This is a genomic window from Sphingobium nicotianae (assembly GCF_018603885.1).
Lineage (GTDB): Bacteria > Pseudomonadota > Alphaproteobacteria > Sphingomonadales > Sphingomonadaceae > Sphingobium > Sphingobium nicotianae.
Map to the genome: position 1 here is coordinate 489,413 of NZ_JAHGAW010000001.1, position 18,675 is coordinate 508,087.

Annotated in this window: 18 protein-coding genes, 2 tRNA genes and 1 pseudogene; 11 read left to right on the top strand and 10 right to left on the bottom strand. The window is 64.0% G+C overall.

The genetic code is table 11. The annotated features are described in order from the left end of the window. Positions 1-4: 4 nt before the first annotated feature. The 4 genes from KK488_RS02440 to KK488_RS02455 are packed head-to-tail and all read left to right on the top strand — an operon-like array spanning position 5 to position 3,336. Positions 5-1,132: an NAD(P) transhydrogenase subunit alpha gene (locus tag KK488_RS02440; protein ID WP_214621519.1), complete on the top strand. Its 1,128-nt coding sequence runs from the start codon at positions 5-7 to the stop codon at positions 1,130-1,132. Next, positions 1,129-1,629, top strand: coding sequence for a VOC family protein (locus KK488_RS02445; RefSeq protein WP_214621520.1), 501 nt, complete (start codon positions 1,129-1,131; stop codon positions 1,627-1,629). Before KK488_RS02440 ends, KK488_RS02445 begins: the two co-directional genes overlap by 4 nt. A gap of 4 nt (positions 1,630-1,633) precedes the next feature. Further along, positions 1,634-1,918 carry an NAD(P) transhydrogenase subunit alpha part 2 gene (locus KK488_RS02450; protein ID WP_214621521.1) on the top strand — a complete coding sequence of 95 codons (285 nt, stop codon included), beginning with the start codon at positions 1,634-1,636 and terminating at the stop codon, positions 1,916-1,918. Then, complete coding sequence (locus tag KK488_RS02455) at positions 1,918-3,336, top strand: NAD(P)(+) transhydrogenase (Re/Si-specific) subunit beta (protein ID WP_214621629.1); 1,419 nt, start codon at positions 1,918-1,920, stop codon at positions 3,334-3,336. The genes KK488_RS02450 and KK488_RS02455 overlap by 1 nt, the downstream gene beginning before the upstream one ends. Before the next feature lie 16 nt (positions 3,337-3,352). Here KK488_RS02455 and KK488_RS02460 read toward each other — a convergent pair whose 3' ends face one another. After that, a complete protein-coding gene (locus tag KK488_RS02460) occupies positions 3,353-4,627 on the bottom strand; it encodes a M24 family metallopeptidase (RefSeq protein ID WP_214621522.1) in 1,275 nt (424 codons plus the stop codon). 128 nt (positions 4,628-4,755) lie between these two features. On the opposite strand from KK488_RS02460, the gene KK488_RS02465 reads away from it, so the two are divergent. Further along, the gene (locus KK488_RS02465) at positions 4,756-5,451 is read left to right on the top strand and encodes an aspartate/glutamate racemase family protein (RefSeq protein WP_214621523.1); all 696 of its coding nucleotides are present in this window, start codon (positions 4,756-4,758) and stop codon (positions 5,449-5,451) included. Positions 5,452-5,457: 6 nt separating this feature from the next. On the opposite strand, the gene KK488_RS02470 is transcribed toward KK488_RS02465, so the two are convergent. The 4 genes and pseudogenes from KK488_RS02470 to KK488_RS02480 all read right to left on the bottom strand — a co-directional run bounded on the left by KK488_RS02470 (position 5,458) and on the right by KK488_RS02480 (position 8,977). Further along, positions 5,458-5,679, bottom strand: a complete 222-nt coding sequence (locus KK488_RS02470; protein ID WP_214621524.1) for a hypothetical protein — start codon at positions 5,677-5,679, stop codon at positions 5,458-5,460. Then, positions 5,679-6,986 carry an EAL domain-containing protein gene (locus tag KK488_RS21225; RefSeq protein ID WP_250889983.1) on the bottom strand — a complete coding sequence of 436 codons (1,308 nt, stop codon included), beginning with the start codon at positions 6,984-6,986 and terminating at the stop codon, positions 5,679-5,681. Before KK488_RS21225 ends, KK488_RS02470 begins: the two co-directional genes overlap by 1 nt. A 340-nt stretch (positions 6,987-7,326) precedes the next feature. After that, positions 7,327-7,959, bottom strand: a pseudogene (locus KK488_RS21230) (tyrosine-type recombinase/integrase); the annotation flags it as partial. A gap of 289 nt (positions 7,960-8,248) precedes the next feature. After that, the gene (locus tag KK488_RS02480) at positions 8,249-8,977 is read right to left on the bottom strand and encodes a queuosine precursor transporter (RefSeq protein ID WP_214621525.1); all 729 of its coding nucleotides are present in this window, start codon (positions 8,975-8,977) and stop codon (positions 8,249-8,251) included. A gap of 91 nt (positions 8,978-9,068) precedes the next feature. On the opposite strand from KK488_RS02480, the gene KK488_RS02485 reads away from it, so the two are divergent. Continuing rightward, positions 9,069-9,145 (top strand) — tRNA-Arg (locus KK488_RS02485). A gap of 85 nt (positions 9,146-9,230) precedes the next feature. After that, a complete protein-coding gene (locus KK488_RS02490; protein ID WP_214621526.1) occupies positions 9,231-9,716 on the top strand; it encodes a cupin domain-containing protein in 486 nt (161 codons plus the stop codon). A gap of 74 nt (positions 9,717-9,790) precedes the next feature. On the opposite strand, the gene KK488_RS02495 is transcribed toward KK488_RS02490, so the two are convergent. Together KK488_RS02495 and KK488_RS02500 are read right to left on the bottom strand one after the other, a co-directional pair. After that, positions 9,791-10,849, bottom strand: coding sequence for a TauD/TfdA family dioxygenase (locus tag KK488_RS02495; protein WP_214621527.1), 1,059 nt, complete (start codon positions 10,847-10,849; stop codon positions 9,791-9,793). A 31-nt stretch (positions 10,850-10,880) separates the two neighbouring features. After that, positions 10,881-12,362, bottom strand: a complete 1,482-nt coding sequence (locus tag KK488_RS02500; protein ID WP_214621528.1) for an FAD-dependent oxidoreductase — start codon at positions 12,360-12,362, stop codon at positions 10,881-10,883. Positions 12,363-12,528: 166 nt separating this feature from the next. Between KK488_RS02500 and KK488_RS02505 the strand changes: the two genes are divergently transcribed. From KK488_RS02505 to KK488_RS02515, 3 genes are all read left to right on the top strand, one after another. Continuing rightward, the gene (locus KK488_RS02505; RefSeq protein ID WP_214621529.1) at positions 12,529-13,902 is read left to right on the top strand and encodes an MFS transporter; all 1,374 of its coding nucleotides are present in this window, start codon (positions 12,529-12,531) and stop codon (positions 13,900-13,902) included. Between the two features lie 86 nt (positions 13,903-13,988). Continuing rightward, positions 13,989-14,065 (top strand) — tRNA-Met (locus tag KK488_RS02510). A gap of 89 nt (positions 14,066-14,154) precedes the next feature. Then, positions 14,155-15,387, top strand: coding sequence for an NAD(P)/FAD-dependent oxidoreductase (locus KK488_RS02515; RefSeq protein ID WP_214621530.1), 1,233 nt, complete (start codon positions 14,155-14,157; stop codon positions 15,385-15,387). Here the strand turns inward: KK488_RS02515 and KK488_RS02520 are convergent. Next, a complete protein-coding gene (locus tag KK488_RS02520; protein ID WP_349356836.1) occupies positions 15,384-15,869 on the bottom strand; it encodes a 2'-5' RNA ligase family protein in 486 nt (161 codons plus the stop codon). The genes KK488_RS02515 and KK488_RS02520 overlap by 4 nt on opposite strands. A gap of 190 nt (positions 15,870-16,059) precedes the next feature. Here KK488_RS02520 and KK488_RS02525 point away from each other — a divergent pair, with 190 nt between their 5' ends. Beyond that, positions 16,060-16,401: a sugar transporter gene (locus KK488_RS02525; RefSeq protein WP_250889985.1), complete on the top strand. Its 342-nt coding sequence runs from the start codon at positions 16,060-16,062 to the stop codon at positions 16,399-16,401. A 1-nt stretch (position 16,402) separates the two neighbouring features. Here the strand turns inward: KK488_RS02525 and mltG are convergent, their stop codons facing one another. Further along, entirely contained in the window at positions 16,403-17,377 is a 975-nt protein-coding gene (gene mltG, locus KK488_RS02530; RefSeq protein WP_214621533.1) for an endolytic transglycosylase MltG, read from the bottom strand. 6 nt (positions 17,378-17,383) lie between these two features. Then, on the bottom strand, positions 17,384-18,643 hold the full coding sequence (fabF, locus tag KK488_RS02535; protein WP_214621534.1) for a beta-ketoacyl-ACP synthase II: 1,260 nt from the start codon (positions 18,641-18,643) through the stop codon (positions 17,384-17,386). Between the last annotated feature and the right edge of the window lie 32 nt (positions 18,644-18,675).

Consider the following 18,675-nt stretch of genomic DNA (forward strand, 5'->3'; position numbering starts at 1 on the left):
AGCGATGAAGATCGCTGTCCTGCGCGAAACTGCCGCGGGGGAAAAGCGCGTTGCCGCCTCACCCGAGACGGTGCGCAAGTTCATCGCGCTCGGCGCGCAAGTCGCGATCGAAAACGCCGCGGGCCTCACGGCGTCAGTTAGCGATGCCGAATATCAGGCAGCAGGTGCGGAGGTTGGCGATCGTGCGGCCGTCGTGAACGGCGCGGGAATCATACTCTGCGTCCAGGGACCGGAGCCTGCATCGCTCGCGGGCGCCAATGCCGGCGCGCTTGTCGTCGGCGGGCTCAACCCCTTTGGCGAGCGCGCGCGTGTGGACGGCTATGCGGGCGCGGGCCTGGAAGCGCTCGCAATGGAATTCATGCCGCGCATCACACGCGCGCAATCGATGGACATTCTGTCCTCCCAGTCCAACCTCTCCGGCTACAAGGCGGTGCTCGATGCCGCTGCCGAATATGGCCGCGCCTTCCCGATGATGATGACGGCGGCCGGCACCGTCTCGGCCGCGCGGGTGTTCATCATGGGCGTCGGCGTCGCGGGCCTGCAGGCGATCGCCACGGCCCGCCGCCTCGGCGCCCAGGTCTCCGCGACCGACGTGCGCGCCGCCACCAGGGAACAGATCGAATCGCTCGGCGCCAAGCCGGTCTTCGTCGAGGCCGTGAAAGGCATCGAGGGCGAAGGCACCGGCGGCTATGCCAGCGAGATGTCCCCGGAATATCAGAAGGCGCAGGCAGAGCTGGTCTCCAGTCACATCGCCAAGCAGGACATCGTCATCACCACCGCGCTGATCCCCGGCCGCCCTGCCCCGCGCCTGATCAGTGACGCGCAGATCGCGACGATGAAGCCCGGCAGCGTGATCGTCGATCTGGCCGTCGAGCAAGGCGGCAATGTCGAAGGTGCCGTGGCGGGCGAGATCGTCGAGACGCACGGCGTGAAGATCGTCGGCCACAAGAATGTGCCCTCGCGTCTCGCGGCGGACAGCTCCGCCCTCTTCGCGCGCAATCTCTATAATTTCCTGTCGGCCTACTGGGACAAGGACGCAGCCGCTCCCGTGCTGCCCGATGACGACGAGATCGTGAAGGGTATCCGCCTGACGCAGGGCGGCAAGGTCGTGAACGAAAGGCTGCTCGGATGAGCCGGCGCATGCTCATCCCGCTCAGTCTCGCCTTTGCCGTCGCCCCGTCCGCCATGGCCGCGGAGGCACCCAACCCGCTTTCGCTCGCGCCCTTCATGGTCGGGCTCTCGGTGGCCGACATCGACAAGGTCAGCGCTTGGTATGTCGAGAAGCTGGGCTTCAAGGTGACGCTCGACGTGCCTCTCGGCACGACCGGCGGAAAGCTGCGCTGGATCGAAGCCGGCAGCCAGCGGATCGAGCTCATGTCGCTGCCAGACTCCAAGCCTGGTCCGGAGCGCGCCCTGCCCCCGGACCATGCCGCCGTGCGCGGCTACACCCATCTGACCCTGCAGGTGCCAGACCTGGACGCCGCCATTGCGACGCTTGCCGCGCGTGGGGTTAAGCCTGCGCTCGGTCCGGTGCCGGTCGGCTCGCTCAAGGTCAAAGTCGCCTTTCTGCGCGATCCCGAGGGCAATATGGTCGAACTGCTGCAGCGCGCGAGCAACCGGGAGAGCTAGCCCCATGGACTTCGTCGCCATCCTCTCCATCTTCGTGCTGGCCTGCTTTGTCGGCTATTATGTCGTCTGGTCAGTGACGCCAGCGCTGCACACCCCGCTCATGGCTGTGACCAATGCCATTTCCTCGGTCATCATCGTCGGCGCGCTGATCGCCAGCGCGGAGGCGGAGAGCGAAGGCGCGCAATGGCTCGGCCTGATCGGGGTCGTGCTCGCCTCGATCAACATCTTCGGTGGCTTCGCCGTGACGGAGCGGATGCTGGCGATGTACAAGAAGAAGGAGCGCAAATGATGCTGGCGGGCCTCACCATCGAGCCGCTGGTCGCCTTTGCCTATCTGGTCTCGGGCATTCTCTTCATTCTCGCGCTGCGCGGCCTTTCGAACCCCGAGAGCAGTCGGCGCGGCAATCGCCTTGGCATGCTCGGCATGTTGATCGCGGTCGGCACGACCATCGCGACGCATGATGCCGTCGCCCTGCCCCGGCTCGGCGCCGCGATCCTGATCGGCGGCGCGATCGGCTTCGTGATCGCGCGCAAGATCGCGATGACGGCCATGCCGCAACTCGTCGCTGCGTTCCACAGCCTCGTCGGCCTCGCTGCCGTCGTGGTCGGCATCGCCGCCTTCCTCAATCCCGCCAGTTTCGGCATCATCGATCCCGCCACCGGCGCGATTCACGCCGCGAGCCGCATCGAGATGGCACTCGGCGTCGCCATCGGCGCGATCACCTTCTCCGGCTCGGTCATCGCTTTCCTGAAACTGGCCGGCATGATGTCTGGCAAGCCGATCCTGCTGCCCGGCCGCCATGTCATCAACATCGGCGCGCTGCTGGCGATCCTGTTCTTCACATACGGCTTCTTCGACAGCCAGGCGCCGATGGACTTCTGGATCATCGTCGGCCTTTCCTTCGCCATCGGTTTCCTGTTGATCATCCCCATCGGCGGGGCGGACATGCCGGTCGTGGTCTCGATGCTGAACAGCTATTCGGGCTGGGCCGCCGCCGCGATGGGCTTCACGCTGCACAACACAGCGATGATCATCACCGGCGCGCTGGTCGGCTCGTCGGGCGCGATCCTGAGCTATATCATGTGCAAGGCGATGAACCGCAGCTTCCTCTCGGTCATCGCCGGCGGCTTCGGCGCTGAAGCTGCGTCCGGTGATGGCGAGGCGAAAGAGCAGCGCCCCTGGAAGCGCGGGTCGGCCGAGGACGCCGCCTTCCTGATGAAGCAGGCCGACAGCGTCATCATCGTGCCCGGCTATGGCATGGCCGTCTCCCAGGCTCAGCATGCGCTGCGCGAGATGGCCGATCTGCTCAAGAAGGAAGGTGTCAGCGTCAAATATGCGATCCATCCGGTCGCGGGACGCATGCCCGGCCATATGAACGTCCTGCTGGCCGAAGCGAACGTGCCCTATGACGAGGTGTTCGAGCTGGAAGACATCAACAGCGAATTCGCGCAGACCGACGTCGCTTTCGTCATCGGCGCCAATGACGTCACCAATCCGGCCGCCAAGACCGACAAGTCGTCGCCCATCTACGGCATGCCGATCCTCGACGTCGCCAATGCCAAGACCGTCCTGTTCGTGAAGCGCTCGATGGGCGGCGTCGGCTATGCCGGCGTCGACAATGATGTGTTCTACATGGACAACACGATGATGCTGCTCGCCGATGCCAAGAAAATGGTCGAGGACATCGTCAAATCGCTAGCGCACTGAGCCGAGCGACCCGCCATTAGTCGAACGGCCGATCGATGGACGTCGGCGGCACCGTGAACCATGTCGGTCCCGCGTCGGTCATGTGAAAGCAGTCCTCCAGGCGGACGCCGAACTGGCCGGGCAGATAGAGGCCCGGCTCGTTGGAGAAGCACATGCCTGCCGCCAATCGTGTGGCCTCGCCGTGGACCAGATTGACCGGCTCGTGGCCGTCCATGCCGATGCCGTGGCCCGTGCGATGGGAAAGCCCTGGCAGTCTGTAGCGCGGCCCATAGCCCAAGCGCTCGTAAAGGACGCGAACGGCGTCGTCGATCTCGCCCGCCGGCGCGCCAAGCCGGGCAGCGGCCAACGCCGCCTGCTGTCCGCGCGCGACATCGTCCCAGACCTTGCGCTGGGCGTTGCTGGCCGCGCCGAACACGAAGCTGCGCGAAATATCGGATGTATAGCCATGCACCTTGCAGCCGCAGTCGAGGAGCACCAGCGTGCCCTCGGTCACGCTCTGCGGCGCGTTGCTGCCATGGGGGTAGGCGCTTGCCTCACCGATCAGGATCAGCGCGTCGATGTCCTCCCCGCCGAGCCTCGCCGACGCTGCCACGACCAGAGCCGCGATATCGGCGCGCTGCATCCCCCTCTCGATGCGCGGATGGACCCAACGCAGGGCCGCCAGCGTCACGTCGTTCGCTGCCTGCATCAGGGCGATCTCGGCCGGGGACTTGAGCAGCCGGCAGCCGCGCACGACCGGATTGGCCGACACCAGCCTGGCGTCAGGCAAGGCCCGCTTGAGGCCGTCGACCGCGAAATAGCGCACCGTTTCCTCGATGCCGACGGGCTGCCCGGCCAGCCCGCGTTCCTTGAGGAAACCGGCGACCAGTCTCACCGGATCCTCATCCTCCTGCCACACGCGCAGATCAGCGGCGACGGCGAGAGTCTGGCGGACCGAGGGCTCTTCGAAGAAAGGCGTGACGAGGCAAACCTCCCCCTCCATGGGGAGAATCGCTGCCGTCAGCCGCTCACTGCGCCACCACTGCACGCCGGTGAAATAATCGAGGCTCGATCCCGCTTCGATCAGCACGGCGCCGATGCCGTTCGCTTTCATGAGGGTCTGGGCGCGCGCAATCCGACCATTCCTTTCGTCCCGCCCGATAGGCGCGACGCCTCGCGTCATGTCCCCCAGGCCGGAGAGATCCGGCTCGGCCGCGCGCAGAAAACCGGGTCGCGCCAGCGCCGCAAGGGAAAGACCCGCCGCCCCGGCCATCCAGTCCCGGCGCGAGATTCGCTGCCGTCCAGTGTGCATGATCTCATCCCTTCGCCCAACCTGGCGGGACGATAAGAGCGGCATCCAGGTCGAGCAATGACGATTCCTCGACGGCCACGCGCCGCGCCGCCTTGCCCAAAGCGCCTGCATCCGCCAAGAAAGGCGCCATGAAGAAACTCGGACTGATCGGCGGCCTCTCCTGGTCCTCCACCGCACGTTATTATGACCTCATCAATCGAGCCGTGCAGCGCGAACTGGGCGGGCTGCACAGCGCCACCCTGCTGATCGACAGCCTCGATTTCGCCGAGGTGGCTCGCTGCACCTCATCCAACGACTGGGACTGTGCGGCAGGGCACATGATCGGCGCGGCCAAGTCACTCGAGGCGGCGGGCGCGGAGGCGCTGATGATCTGCGCCAACAGTCTGCACAAGGTCGCATCGCAGATCGAAAGCTCGATCGGCATTCCGGTGATCAACATCATCGACGAGATCGGCGCCAAGCTGAAAGCGGACAAGATCAAGGCCGTGGCCCTGGTCGGCACCAGCAACGTCATGATGGACCGCGACTATCGCCAGAAGCTGGTCCAGACCGGCGGCGTCTCCCTCCTCCCGGCCGACGCGGAGCTGGCCGGCCGGATCGACCGCATGGTCTATGACGAGCTCGCGGCTGGCAAGATCACGCGCGACGCCGAGCGCTACATGAAGTCCGAGCTGACCGATATCGCCAAGGAAGAGGTCCAGGCCGTTGTCCTCGCCTGCACCGAGCTGGAGCTGATCGTGGACGTTCACGCCAATGTGCTGCCGATCTACGACAGCACCATCATCCATGCTGCGGCAGGGGCGCGCTTCATCCTGAACGGATGAGGCAGGTCAGTGCAGCAGGGACTGCACGACCAGGCCCAGGCCCAGCCACAACGCAGCGCTGACCGGCAGGGCGATCAGCATGCCAATGGCCAGGCTCGGGTCTGCGCTTCTCAACCGGGGCCGATACGGCGCCGCCAGACGCGGATCGCCTGTCGACGCGAGCAGGTCCGCGAGATTGCGCAGCTCCAACTCAGCCGGATCGACCGCCGGTTTATTGCGCGCATTCATCAGGCCTGCCCCTCGCTTGCAGCACGGAACCAGGGACGAAAGCCAGTCGAGTGCATCGCAAGATCTCGCAGCGGGACGACGCGCGGTTCGGCGCCATCATGCCGCCAGCTCCGCCAGAAGGACGGTTTGCCGAAGTGATAGCCCTGCTGCCAGCATTCGCCTGACGGTCCGGCGTGGCGCGCCTGCAATTGCGCTGCGTGCTCGCTCTGCCGGAGGCCCTCGACCCCCTCGACGATGACGATCGGTGCGACATTGCCGGCAATGCCGATCAGGTGCTCCAACATCGCCCCGCTCCTGTCGGAGAGGCCCGAATTGCGCACGAAGAAAGCGTCGATCTTCACGATGTCCGGGCACAGGGAGATCGCATTGCGCACCGAGGCATGCCCGACGCCGAAGTCATCGAGCGCCACGCGGCAGCCAAGCTTGCGCAGGGCGCGGACGAACATCGGCGCCTCGGGGGGAAGCGCCGCCGTCTCGGTGATCTCCACCACCAGCCTGTCCGCAATATCGGAGCGCTGCAACCGGTTGAACAGCGACGACCACCATCCGTCAAGCCGCGCGCTGTGACCGGAAATGTTGACGCCGAGCACCGCGCCCGGAAACGCCTCCAGCTCATCCAGAACGATGGCGACCATCTGGCGGTCGAAGGCGCGCACAAGACCCAGACGCTCGAGCGTGGGCACGAACAACGCGGGAGAAAGCTGCTCGCCGTCGTCTCCAATGATCCGGGCGAGCGCTTCATTATACAAAACCTTCGTCGGCCGATCGGCAGCCACGACGGGCTGCCAGCTCATGTGGAACCGACCGTCGAACAATGCGGCGAAGGTATCCACCGCCACTTGCATGTCGCGATGATATTGAGCAGCCGAGCCCTCGTCGTCGTGCAGCGGTTCGCACGTGGACGGGCTGTGCCCCGCGGTGCCCCAGGTGCCGATGCTGGCAGCGGAGCATGTGACGGCAAGGTGGAAGTGGTGGTCACCGAGGTGGACTGGCCTGCATGAGAGCTCAGCGACCACCACTTCCACGATCTCTGCGGCTTCCAACAGGGATCGTTGTCCGAACGAGATTTCCGCATGGCCGGGGCGGAGCGTCGATACCGAGCACCCGCCTTTGCGAATCTGGTCAAGAACAAGATCGACCGTCGCTACCGCAGCGGTGATCCCGGCAGCCCCATAGGCAGACAGAATGTGGGAGAAATTGTCTACGCGTATGGTTACCCGTGCCTCGCCACTCACGTCCTGGATTGTGTCGAGGGTTCTTGGTGGCAGACCGACGTCGGTGGGTGCGACTTGCAGATGGGTGCTCATCGATGCTCTCCGCGGCCGGACGAACCACTCGTTCGGACGTGAGACCGAATAGATAAAACTGTATCAGTTGGCAAGTGGAGATTGCTCTTTCTCCCCAAGAAGACCGTCTAAACCAAGGTTTTCGGCTCTTCGCTTTCCCAACTGGCCCTTCCACCATCACCGGGACAGTGGGCGGAACGATATCATCCGGATGGGTCATGGGCGGTTCCTCCCATTCCGATTCGGGAACAGGAGACGGGTGGTAGGCGGGTTGCGGTTTTTCCGTCCTGCTGTCCTGCTTCAGCCAGGTGCGTGACGCGATGTCGCGCTCCTCAGGACCAACAGCTCCCGCATAAATCGCTGTCGTCTTCATATCGGCGTGACCAAGCCAGCGTTGAACCATATGCAATGGCGCGCCTGACTGTACGGCACGCACGCCAAAAGCGTGCCTGAGCCCCTTGGGGGTCGCCCAAGGGCCTGAAATGCCAGCCTTCGCCATCACTTCAGTAATGCGCCGATATCCGGTCATGCGTGACCAGGGCCAGAGCCGCTGATCCGACGAAAAATTCGCCGTGTGGAACCATTTGCGCAGTGCGTCCAGCAGGGTGACGGGCAGAGGAACCGAGCGATAGACGCCAGTTCGGCGCTTTTTCAGGCTTTCCATGGTCACCAGCCCCGCCTCGAAATCGACGCATTGGGCCGTTGTCATCAACGCTTCTGAAATTCTGCATCCGGTTACTGCAATGAACCAGCAGAATGAATAGACTTCTATGGTTTCTTTTTTAGCAACCATAAGAAATCGGTCTGCTTCAGCGCGCGTTAAATACTTGCGCTGACCGTCAGAGCCAAAAGTTGACCACGGCATGGGGCGTTTTCCAATCTGTGCCCGCCGCCTATTTTTCTCTATATACCTCTCTCGATTGGCAGAGAAGTCTAAAGATACCGTTGTTACAGTTTTATCTATTTCGTAGCAAATTTTTTGACGATATATCATAGACTTAGGGATCCTGTGTTACGTTTTTATCTTGATCGCCAGCCAAGCGAATCCTCGACCTGATCCCCCATTATTACTACCTTGATAGGCAGTTTTTAAACTTGCGATACCCGTGATTCGCGGCCTTCCATGAACGCCCGACCACTGTCAACTATGGTTAACGGCACAGCCCATCCCGCAATAGAGCACAGATTTTTCGTTAACTTTGATGGATTTGCGCTACGTTATGCGGCTCGGAAGGCAGGCGCGGCAGCCGGGTTCCGGCCCGCGACCCGTGTATCAAAACGGATCAAACGCCGGCTTTGAAAGGCGTGAAATTCGTCTTCTCGTCATAGACGTCCATCCCTTCGCCGCGCTTGAAGGCGTTGACGAAGAGATAGGTGACCGGCGTCAGCACGATTTCCCAGCTCACCTTGAGGGCCCAATTGGTGATCATGACGGTCAGCACCTGCTCGTTTGACCAGATGCCGAAGAAGGCGAGCGGATAGAAAAGCAGGCTGTCCACTCCCTGGCCGATGATCGTCGACCCGATCGTTCGGGTCCAGAGATGCTTGCCCTGCGTCAGGATTTTCATCTTCGCGAGGACGAAGCTGTTGGTGAGCTCACCGGCCCAGAAGGCAAAGATCGAGGCGAAGACGATGCGCGGCACCTGGCCGAAGACCGATTCATAGGCCCCCTGGCCATCCCAGCCTGCCGCCGGCGGCAGCGAAACCACAACCCAGCTCATCAAGGCCATGAACAGCATGGCGCCGAAACCTGCCCAAATGCAGCGTCTGGCACGGGCATAACCATAGACCTCGGTCAAGACATCGCCGATGACATAGCCCAGTGGGAAGAAGAGGATGCCCGCGCCGAAGGTGAAGCCCCAAAGGGTCGCGAGCTTGGCCGCGCCAATGACATTGGAGAGCAAGAGGATCGCCACGAACGCCGCCATGACGAAGTCGTAATAGCGCAGCTCCCGCCCCCTGAGCGTGCTGGCATCGACATGGACGGGGTGAGCGGGGGTTTCGGTGGCCATGGCGCATCTATGCCGCGTCTTCGCGACCTCGTCCATCCGCGCGAAAGGCCATTTCCGTTGCGCACAATAATGCTCTAAGGGCAGCGGCACAGCGCCCGTAGCTCAGCTGGATAGAGCACTCGCCTTCTAAGCGAGTGGTCGCAGGTTCGAATCCTGCCGGGCGCGCCAAAACGCCTGTCCTGCCGCCCTTCCGATATGCGAGAAGGCCATCGAACCGGTCACCGATGGCCGGTCGCCTACAGGAGAGACGCCCATGGACAGCAGTCGCCGCAATCTTCTTGCCGCCCTTCCCTTCGCTTTACTCGCCGGGAGCGGGCGCGCCGCCCCGGAGGGCCGATCCTTCCAGCCTTCGACAGGCACCTGCGCGCCCGGCACGATGGAAGTCATCCACGTCTATGCCGATGCCAGGGGCGTGACGCATCATGATCGCGTGCGCGTTTATGGGACGATGAAGCAATTGCCGGTCAAGGCAGTGCTCGCCGCCTGCATCGCTCCCGGAGTGGAGGACTGGCACACGGCGCCCGGCAAGACCTTCACGATCAACACGGTCGGCGACATTGTCGGCGAGTTCGGCGATGGCAGCAGCACGAAGATCGGCAAGGGAGACCTCGTCTATCTGGAGGACACCAGCGGCAAGGGGCATGTCACGCGTCTGATGTCGCAGGTCGCCAATCTCTTCATCCAGGTCGAGGATGATTTCGACTTTCTCGCCTGGGCGGGAAAGCCCCCGGCGGCTTAGACAAGAGTCACCGTCACCCCGGCGCGGGCCGGGGAGGATGGATCAGGCTCTCGTCGAAGCGATGGCGCCGGCGTTCAGCCGCGCATGAGCTCGTAGGCGCCGCGTAGCAATTCCTCGGTATTGCCGACCATCGAGAAGCCCTGGGCGTGCTGCTGGTCGAGAATGTCGGAAATCTCGTAGAAGCCCTTCGCCAGCGGGAAATGATCGCGCGGGTGCAGCCACAGGCGCAGCAACAGCCGCTCGCGACCGGGCGTGTTGCGGAAGCTTGTGCGCGAATGGAGCACGCGGAAATTGTGCCAATAGGCGATCTCGCCGGGTTGCATGGTGAAGGAGGCCATGAGTTCCGGACGGCGCGCAACCGTGTTGAAGAAGCGCAGCGCCTCGACGAATTTCGCGGGCACAGGCTCACCCCGGATCATCGCCGCCCGGACGATGAACAGGACATAGGCATAGACGCCGATATGCCCGTCGATGACGGAGAAGGTCGGCACCTTGTAATCGGTGACGCTGTCGAGGCCGGTCGGATAATAATAGCCTTCCTCGAGCGCTTCGAGCAGGTCGGGCCGCTCGCGCCGGATGACATCATAGACCGCTGCCGCGCTGACGAAGCCGCTGACACCGCCTTCCTCGGACGTCACCACGGAGGCGAGGCTCAATATGCCGTGATAATCGGTGTGCGGCCCGAGCTCGGTGTCGCTGAGATAACCGCGCTTCTCCGGATTGGGCTCCTTGCGGACGTAACCGATGCGATCATGGCGTTCGCTCTGCTCGGCAGCCCTGCCGAGGTGCGCGCCGAGACCGAAATGGATGCGCGCGAACTGGTCGACGCTGTACCGGCTGATATCGATGCCGGAGAGCAACACGGCGCCCCGCCCCTGGATAATGTCGTAACGGGCAGCATCCATCAGCGCGGTAATCTCGGGCGCGCCGAAATCAGCTCGCGTGATCGTCGTCGTCTCGCGGCCTTCGGTGGCCCGGACGGCCGCATCGATCGCGTCGAGCTGGACGATGCCGAGCCGCCGGGTGATGCCCTCCGCGCCGCCGCCGTTGGTCGCCGACCAGGCAGCGGGTTGCTCCTCGGAACTCCCTACCCGCTCACGCGCGCGTTCTGGCGCTGTATCAATATCTGCCATGTCACTACTCTCGAAATATCGACCCGAAATCTCAGCCTGCCGTCGCCTGCGCAGCATCGACGAGGGCGTCCTGCGCGGGCTGGTCGTGCAGGAAGACGCCCTGCCGGCGCAGTTCCTTCTGCAGTGCCTTGATGTCGACCGCGCGCGGCTGCACGCCGGCACCGACCGCCAGCGCGGCGGCGGCGCCCGCCGCCTGCCCGGTCAACCAGCATTGCGGGATCTCGCGCATGAAGCCGTGCGAGTTGGCGTCGCAGCTGATGTGACGACCGCCCGCGAGCAGGCCATCGAGCCGCCGGGGCACGAGCGCGCCGTATGGCACAGAGATAACCGGATATTTGAGCGAAACGGACGGGCTGACGCCGATCTCGTCGGGAAGCGCGAGGCCGTCTGCCCACTGACTGCGCAGCACCTTGCTGACGCCGCCCAGTCGCCGCGTGTGGCGGACACCCAGCTGGGGAGCGCTCTGGAGCATATAGGCCCCCTCGAAACCCGGCGCATGGGCCAGGAAGAACTCGCAATGCGTCTGCATGAAGCGATGCGAGCGGATCTCCAGCTCGGTCTGGTCGTCGACGTCGAGTGCCGACAGGCCGGACTGGCGCGGGCCGAGGAACAAGGCGATGTCATTGCGCCACGAGACATAAGGCGGCTGGAAAAAGCCGAGCCGCTCACGGCCCAGCGCCGCGAACTGAGCATATTGGTCCGGATCGTTGGCGCGGAAGGCCAGCCAGCGGTCCATGTCCACGCCGCCGAGCATGAAAGCGGTATTCGCGCTGTGGTGGACGTCGCCTTCCTCGATATCCGTATCGAACTCGGCGCCGGCACGGGCGAAGATGTCACCATCGCCCGTGGTGTCGACAACGACCTTGGCCATCAGCGCCTGGCGACCACCCTTGGATTCGAAGACCACGCCCTTGACCGCGCCATCCGCGACGATCGGCACGGCCGCCCAGCTATGGAAGACCAGACGGACGCCCTTCTCGAGCAGCATCTCCTGGCTGATCAGCTTGAGCCGTTCGGGGTCGAGCGTCGGCGACCAGTTGACGATGCCGTGCGAGGCCGCCGTGCGCTGGCCCCAGTAGCTGGCTTTCCTGGGATCGTTCGATCCCCAGTCGGCGCGCGGCGGACCCTGATAACCTTCGCCGGGCATCCGGTCGAACACATCCACGGCAAAGCCTTGAATGACCTGTCGTCCGGTCCAATCGGTCATGCGATCGATCCAGATGACCAGGCCGCCGGTCGAAAGACCACCCAGATGATTGTAGCGCTCCATCAAGACGACGTCGGCCCCGGCCTGCGCCGCCGCCCAGGCGGCTGCGGTGCCAGCGGGACCACCGCCCACGACAAGCACATCGCAATTGTGATAAATGGGGATCTCGCGCGAAGGCTCGACATACGTGCCGGTGCCGTTGGCCCGCGGCAACTGGCGCCCGCCCGATTCGAACAGATCAGATGCCAGGAAGCGGTCCTCCGACTGGCGAACCTGCTGGATCTTAGGGGTCTGTTCCTCTGCCATATACTCTTCCGCTCCTGCTCGAATCAGCGTGTGAATGCCAGACTATATCGAAAGCTTCCTAATCATTAGAGCAAATATGCCTATTCCTATAGCCAAAGCCCGCGACCGCCTGTTATCGTTGCGCAAGACACAGCTTAGCGGCGTGGAGAGGGAGATTACCAGCGTCATGACAAGACCGGCTCGCACGATCGATCTCGCGAGGCTGCTGGAAGACAGAAAGCTGACACCGTTCAACTATCTGCTGATGACTCTCTCCTGGCTGGTCACCATGTTCGACGGGCTCGACATGATGATGGTGTCGTTCACGGCGCCCTACATGCAGGACGAGCTGCACCTCACCGACTATCAGCTCAGCGGCGCCTTCTCGGCCGGCACGGCCGGCATGATCCTGGGCGGCCTGACGTTCACTTATGTCGGCGACCGGATCGGGCGCAGGCCGACGATCATCATGTGCACCCTCGCTTTTGGCATTCTCACCTTCCTCACCGGCTTTGCGACCTATTATCCCGCGCTGCTCGCGCTGCGTTTTCTCGACGGGCTGGCGATCGGCGGAGCCTTGCCGCTCGCCTGGGCGCTCAACGTCGAGTTCATCCCCACCAAGCTGCGCGCCACCGTCGTCGCCTTCATCATGATGGGCTTCAGCATCGGCAGCTCGCTCGCGGGGCCACTGACCAATTGGATCGCGCCGACCTATGGCTGGGAAGGCGTCTATTTCGTCGGCGGCATCGGCTCGGTGATCTGCGCCATCATGATCGCGATCTTCCTGCCCGAATCGCCTCGCTTCCGGATCAGCAAGGGGATCAGGCCGGATCTGGTGGCGGCCGCACTCAAGCGGCTCGACGCCAGTATCGACGTGCAGCCCGACGATCGCTTCATCCTCGGCGACGAGATCAAGCAGACGCGCAATTTCCGCCTGGGCGATCTTTTCGAAGGCAAGTTGCGGCTGCTGACCCCGATCATCTGGATCGGCTATTTCGCCAGCGCGCTCGGTATCTTCTTCAAGTCCGCCTTCGGTCCGACGATCCTGGAGCGCATGCACATCGCGCGCGAGGTCGCGGCGAACGTGTCGGCAATCGGCGGGCTGCTCGGCGCCATTTCGGGCGTCATCATCATGCGCCTGTCCGCGAGATACGGCCTCAAGTTCGCGGCGAGCTGCACCTTGCTTATCGTCCCCATGGCAGTCGCGGTCGGCATGGAGTGGATCCCGAGCTCCATCTTGCTGCCTGTCATCGTCGTCCAGAGCATGCTCGTCGGCGGCTGTCACACGGCGATCATCAGCCAGCTCGCGCTTTATTACCCCAGTGCGATCCGCGCGAGCGCCGGCGGCTGGGCATCGGCGGTCGGCAAGGCCGGCGGCTTCATCGGACCGTTCATCGGCGCGGCAATCCTCACCGCCGGGATCCCGGCGGTGCGCACCTATGCGCTGGCCGCCATCTGCCCGTTCATCCTCTTCCTCTCGATCGTGGCGATCTCGGCCTTGCTACGGCGCCCGCAGCCTGAGGCCCGGACGCCCGGCGGGGTCGCCATGGCGGCGGAATAGAGGCGGCAACTGACCATTGACCGGTCCGGCCGGCCTGCGTATAGCGCGCCGACCGATCGCCGGAACAGGGGATCGCGTTCCTTCGGGGCGGAGTAGCTCAGCCGGTTAGAGCAGCGGAATCATAATCCGCGTGTCGGGGGTTCGAGTCCCTCCTCCGCTACCATTCTTCGACCCATTTCGCCGGTTGCCTCGATTGCGAAGCCGCGCTTTCTCTGGCAAGGCGACGCTCGTCGCGCAGCGTGAGGAGTGGACGTGCCGCATTTCGATTGCCTCATCGTCGGCGGCGGGCATGCCGGAGCGCAAGCCGCGATCCTGCTGCGCCAGCTCAAATTCGAGGGCTCGATCGGCCTGATCAGCGCCGAGCCGGAGCTGCCCTACGAACGCCCGCCGCTTTCCAAGGACTATCTGGCCGGCGAGAAGCCGTTCAAGCGGATCTTGCTGCGCCCGGCGCATTTCTGGGATGATCACGCCGTCACGATGATGCTCGGCGAGCGGGTCAAGGCGATCCATGCCGACGAGCATCGGGTGGTGACGACGAGCGATGCCGAACATGGCTATGGCAAGCTGATCTGGGCCGGCGGCGGCGTCGCGCGGCGCCTCTCCTGCCCTGGCAGCACCGCGCATGGCCTCTACACCGTGCGCACACGCGCCGATGTCGACGCGCTGATCGCGACGCTGCCCAACGCGCAGCGCTATGCGATCGTCGGCGGCGGCTATATCGGGCTGGAAGCGGCGGCCGTGCTCAGCAAACTCGGCAAGCAGGTGACGCTGATCGAGGCGCTCGACCGGGTGCTGGCGCGGGTCGCGGGGCCTGAGCTGTCCGCTTTCTTCGAGGCGGAACATCGCGCCCATGGCGTGGACGTGCGCCTCTCCGCCGCCGTCGAGGCGATCGAGACCGACAGCGGCGAGCGCGCCACCGGCGTCCGCCTCGCCGACGGCACGGTCATCGCGACAGACGCGGTGATCGTCGGCATCGGCATCGTACCGGAGACCGGTCCCCTGCTGCTGGCAGGCGCCACGGGCGGCAATGGCGTCGACGTCGACGAATTTTGCCAGACGTCGCTGCCGGACGTCTATGCGATCGGCGATTGCGCCGCGCATGAGAACCGGTTCGCGGCCGGCCGGCGGGTGCGCGTCGAATCCGTCCAGAACGCCAATGACCAGGCGCGGACCGCGGTGCAGCACATGCTCGGCAATCCGGCGCCTTACGATGCGGTGCCCTGGTTCTGGTCCAACCAATATGATCTGCGCCTTCAGACGGTGGGGCTCTCGGTCGCGCATGACGAGCGCATCGTCCGCGGCGATCCGGCGACGCGAAGCTTTTCCGTCGTCTATCTCAACCAGGGCCAGATCGTGGCGCTCGACTGCGTCAACCGCACCAAGGATTATGTGCAGGGTCGCGCGCTGGTGCTGAGCGGCGAGCGGGTCGATCGCGCGCAACTCGCGAATGGCGATATTCCGCTCAAGGAACTGACCGCCACCTAACCGCGAAAGGCATGGCGCGAGATGAGCGACCATGGACCGCCGCGATACCGCCAGCAGGCCAGCGCCGCGATCTCGACAGGCCGGCGCACGAGGCTCGCCTCGACCTCGGCCAAAGTTCCTCGTGCGAGAGCTGGCTCCACCTTGTTCTGGATCGTGACGTGCAACCGCGGCGAATGGCTGTCCTGCGGGATCAGGTGGCGCTCGAAGCGCGCGGCGATCTCCGCCCATATCGCCAGGAGATCCGGGCTCGAAATCGCGATCGCCACCCCGCTCCCCAGCGAATAGGCCCCAGCGATCGTGGCTGAGGGCTTGGGCCCGGCGCTCAGGCCCGTGAGCATGCCACGCAATTCCCCTTCGATCGAGGGCGGGAGATGGTGGAACAGGATCAGGTGGGCGGGCAATTGATTACGCTCGGCGGGATAGTGTTTGCGGCGCAGCGCATCAGCCCAGCCTTGATCCGCCTTCCCGAGCTCGGCGGTCACAATGATCGGAGCGCCCGCCTCAGCCACGTTTCCAGAGCCGCATTGCAAAATGGCGGAATTGAGTCATGCTCCATGCAGCCTAACAGAAGGAGGGGAAATTATGGCATCGACTCCAGCTCCCACGCGCCCCGCGATCTGGCCAGCCCTGATATTATTGGTCTGGAATTGCCTTGGCGTCTTCGCATTTGTGATGCAGTCCAATCAGGATCTAACGATCCTTGCCAGGACCGATCCGCTGCAGGCCAGGATCTGGTCCGAAATGCCGACCTGGGCCTGGATCAGCTATGGCCTTGCCGTGGGCACGGGTCTGGCAGGCGCCATCGCGCTGCTGTTTCGCCTTAAGGCGGCGATCTGGCTCTCGGCCATCTGCGTGATCGCGGTGATCGCGCAGTTCAGCTACACCTTCCTCCTGACCGATCTGCTGGCGCAGAAAGGCTTAAGCACAGCGCTTTTTCCGCTGTTCATCCTGGCGATGGCGGTCATCCAGCTGACCTATGCACGCTCGCTCGGCACGAAGGGCGCGTTGCGCTAGCTCACATCTCGCCGCGCTGACGGCGCAGCTCGAACCATTTGCGGACGTTCTCGTTATGCTGCTCCAGCGTGTCCGCAAAGATATGCCCGCCCCGCCCGTCCGCGACAAAATAGAGCGCGCGCGTGGCGGCGGGCTTCAGCACCGCCTCGATCGAGGTGCGGCCCGGATTGGCGATCGGCCCCTTGGGCAGCCCGGTCATCGCATAAGTATTATAATCGTTGACAGCAGCGATCTCCGATTTGCGGATGCGGCGGCCGAGCGGTTTCCCCTTGGTGATCGGATAGATGATCGTCGGATCGGCTTGCAGCATCATGCCGGTGCGCAACCGGTTGGCATAGACGCCCGCCACGATCGGCCGCTCGGCCTGCAGCGACGTCTCCTTCTCGACGATGCTGGCGAGGACGAGCGCTTCCGACGGCGTCTTGACGACGATGTCCGGCGCGCGCTTGGGCCATTGCTCGGCCATGAATTTGGTCATCGCCGCCTGCATCCGGTCAAGCACTGCCTGCCGCGTCTCGCCCTTCTGATAGGCGTAGCTGTCCGGCAGCACGGATCCCTCGGCGGGCACGGCCACGGACCCGGTCAGGTCTTTGTTGGCCATTAGCCGTTCTTGCACGAGGATCGACGGCATGCCCTCGGGGATGGTCACCAGATAATTGACCGTCTTGCCGCCCTGCAGAATCTGCAAAATCTCGGAATTGCTGGCGCTCTTGGGGATCTTGTATTCGCCCGCCTTGATAACGCCGCTGCCGCCCAGGAAGCGCGCGCGGGTCATGAAGGCATTGGCCGAGCTGATCGCGCCCTTCTTCTCAAGATCGCTCGCCATGCCGCGCAGGCTGGCGCCGTCCGGCACCACGATCGTGATGTCATGATCGAGCGGGCCCGAGCGGGTCCAGCCATGCACGAAATTATACGCCGCTGCCGCCAGCCCCAGAGCCAACACCGCCAGGATGATCAGCCCGACGCGGCGTCGCATCGCGGCCTAGACCTTTGTCAGCACGAGGCTGGCATTGGTGCCGCCGAACCCGAAGCTGTTGTTGAGCACGGCGTTGATCTCGCGCTTCTTCGCGATGTGAGGCACGAGATCGACGCCTTCGCAGCTCTCGCTCGGATCATCGAGATTGAGCGTCGGCGGAGCGATCTGGTCGCGCAGCGCGAGAATGCAGAAGATTGTCTCGACCGCACCCGCGCCGCCGAGCAGATGCCCGATCGCCGATTTGGTCGAGGACATCGACAGGTTCCCGAGCGCAGGCCCAAACAGGCGGCGTACGGCCCCCAGCTCCAACTCGTCGCCGAGGGGCGTGGAGGTGCCGTGCGCATTCACATAGTCGATGTCGTCCAGCGCGAGGCCGGACTTCTTCATCGCCATCGCCATCGATCGATAGGCGCCCGATCCTTCAGGATGCGGCGCTGTTACGTGATAGGCATCGCCCGACAGGCCATAGCCGATGACTTCGGCGTAAATCTTGGCTCCACGCGCCTTGGCATGCTCATACTCCTCAAGCACGACGACGCCGGCGCCTTCACCCATGACGAAGCCGTCGCGCGCCTTGTCATAAGGGCGCGAGGCCTTTTCGGGCGTGTCGTTGAAATCGGTCGAGAGCGCGCGTGCCTGCGCGAAACCGGCGATGCCGAGCGGGCAGATCGCGCCCTCGGCGCCACCCGCCAGCATGATGTCGGCATCGTCCATCGCGATCATGCGGGCCGCATCGCCGATCGAGTGCACGCCGGTCGCGCAGGCCGTCACGACGGCGTGGTTGGGGCCCATCAGGCCATATTTGATGCTGACCTGGCCGGAGATGAGATTGATCAGGCGGCCATGGACGAAATGCGGCGAGACGCGGCGCGGCCCCTTCTCGTGCAGCACGATCGATTCGCTGGCGATGCCCGGCAGGCCGCCAATGCCCGAGCCGATCGAGAGGCCGGTGCGGAAGCGCTCCTCCTCGCTCATGTCGGTGAGGCCGGCATCCTCGAGCGCCTGACCTGCTGCATCGATGCCATAGATGATGAATGGATCGACCTGGCGCTGGACCTTGTGGTCGACGCGCTTGTCCGGATCGAAACCCCAGGCATGATCCTTGGGTTTCACCTCGCAGGCGATGCGACAGGCATAATCGGTGGCGTCGAAACGCGTGATCGTGCCCGCGCCCGATTTCGAGGCGATGATGTTCGCCCAGCTCGTTTCGACGTCCGCACCCAGCGGCGAGACCATGCCGAGACCAGTCACAACGACACGACGCATATCACTCTCCTAAACTTCGAGCTGGCTGCTGT

What these genes read in the sequence shown, in the direction of transcription:
- KK488_RS02440 (WP_214621519.1), top strand. Translation starts at nt 5, where the DNA reads ATGAAGATCGCTGTCCTGCGCGAAACTGCCGCGGGGGAAAAGCGCGTT.
- KK488_RS02445 (WP_214621520.1), top strand. Translation starts at nt 1,129, where the DNA reads ATGAGCCGGCGCATGCTCATCCCGCTCAGTCTCGCCTTTGCCGTCGCC.
- KK488_RS02450 (WP_214621521.1), top strand. Translation starts at nt 1,634, where the DNA reads ATGGACTTCGTCGCCATCCTCTCCATCTTCGTGCTGGCCTGCTTTGTC.
- KK488_RS02455 (WP_214621629.1), top strand. Translation starts at nt 1,918, where the DNA reads ATGCTGGCGGGCCTCACCATCGAGCCGCTGGTCGCCTTTGCCTATCTG.
- KK488_RS02460 (WP_214621522.1), bottom strand. Translation starts at nt 4,627, where the DNA reads ATGCACACTGGACGGCAGCGAATCTCGCGCCGGGACTGGATGGCCGGG.
- KK488_RS02465 (WP_214621523.1), top strand. Translation starts at nt 4,756, where the DNA reads ATGAAGAAACTCGGACTGATCGGCGGCCTCTCCTGGTCCTCCACCGCA.
- KK488_RS02470 (WP_214621524.1), bottom strand. Translation starts at nt 5,679, where the DNA reads ATGAATGCGCGCAATAAACCGGCGGTCGATCCGGCTGAGTTGGAGCTG.
- KK488_RS21225 (WP_250889983.1), bottom strand. Translation starts at nt 6,986, where the DNA reads ATGAGCACCCATCTGCAAGTCGCACCCACCGACGTCGGTCTGCCACCA.
- KK488_RS02480 (WP_214621525.1), bottom strand. Translation starts at nt 8,977, where the DNA reads ATGGCCACCGAAACCCCCGCTCACCCCGTCCATGTCGATGCCAGCACG.
- KK488_RS02490 (WP_214621526.1), top strand. Translation starts at nt 9,231, where the DNA reads ATGGACAGCAGTCGCCGCAATCTTCTTGCCGCCCTTCCCTTCGCTTTA.
- KK488_RS02495 (WP_214621527.1), bottom strand. Translation starts at nt 10,849, where the DNA reads ATGGCAGATATTGATACAGCGCCAGAACGCGCGCGTGAGCGGGTAGGG.
- KK488_RS02500 (WP_214621528.1), bottom strand. Translation starts at nt 12,362, where the DNA reads ATGGCAGAGGAACAGACCCCTAAGATCCAGCAGGTTCGCCAGTCGGAG.
- KK488_RS02505 (WP_214621529.1), top strand. Translation starts at nt 12,529, where the DNA reads ATGACAAGACCGGCTCGCACGATCGATCTCGCGAGGCTGCTGGAAGAC.
- KK488_RS02525 (WP_250889985.1), top strand. Translation starts at nt 16,060, where the DNA reads ATGCAGTCCAATCAGGATCTAACGATCCTTGCCAGGACCGATCCGCTG.
- mltG (WP_214621533.1), bottom strand. Translation starts at nt 17,377, where the DNA reads ATGCGACGCCGCGTCGGGCTGATCATCCTGGCGGTGTTGGCTCTGGGG.
- fabF (WP_214621534.1), bottom strand. Translation starts at nt 18,643, where the DNA reads ATGCGTCGTGTCGTTGTGACTGGTCTCGGCATGGTCTCGCCGCTGGGT.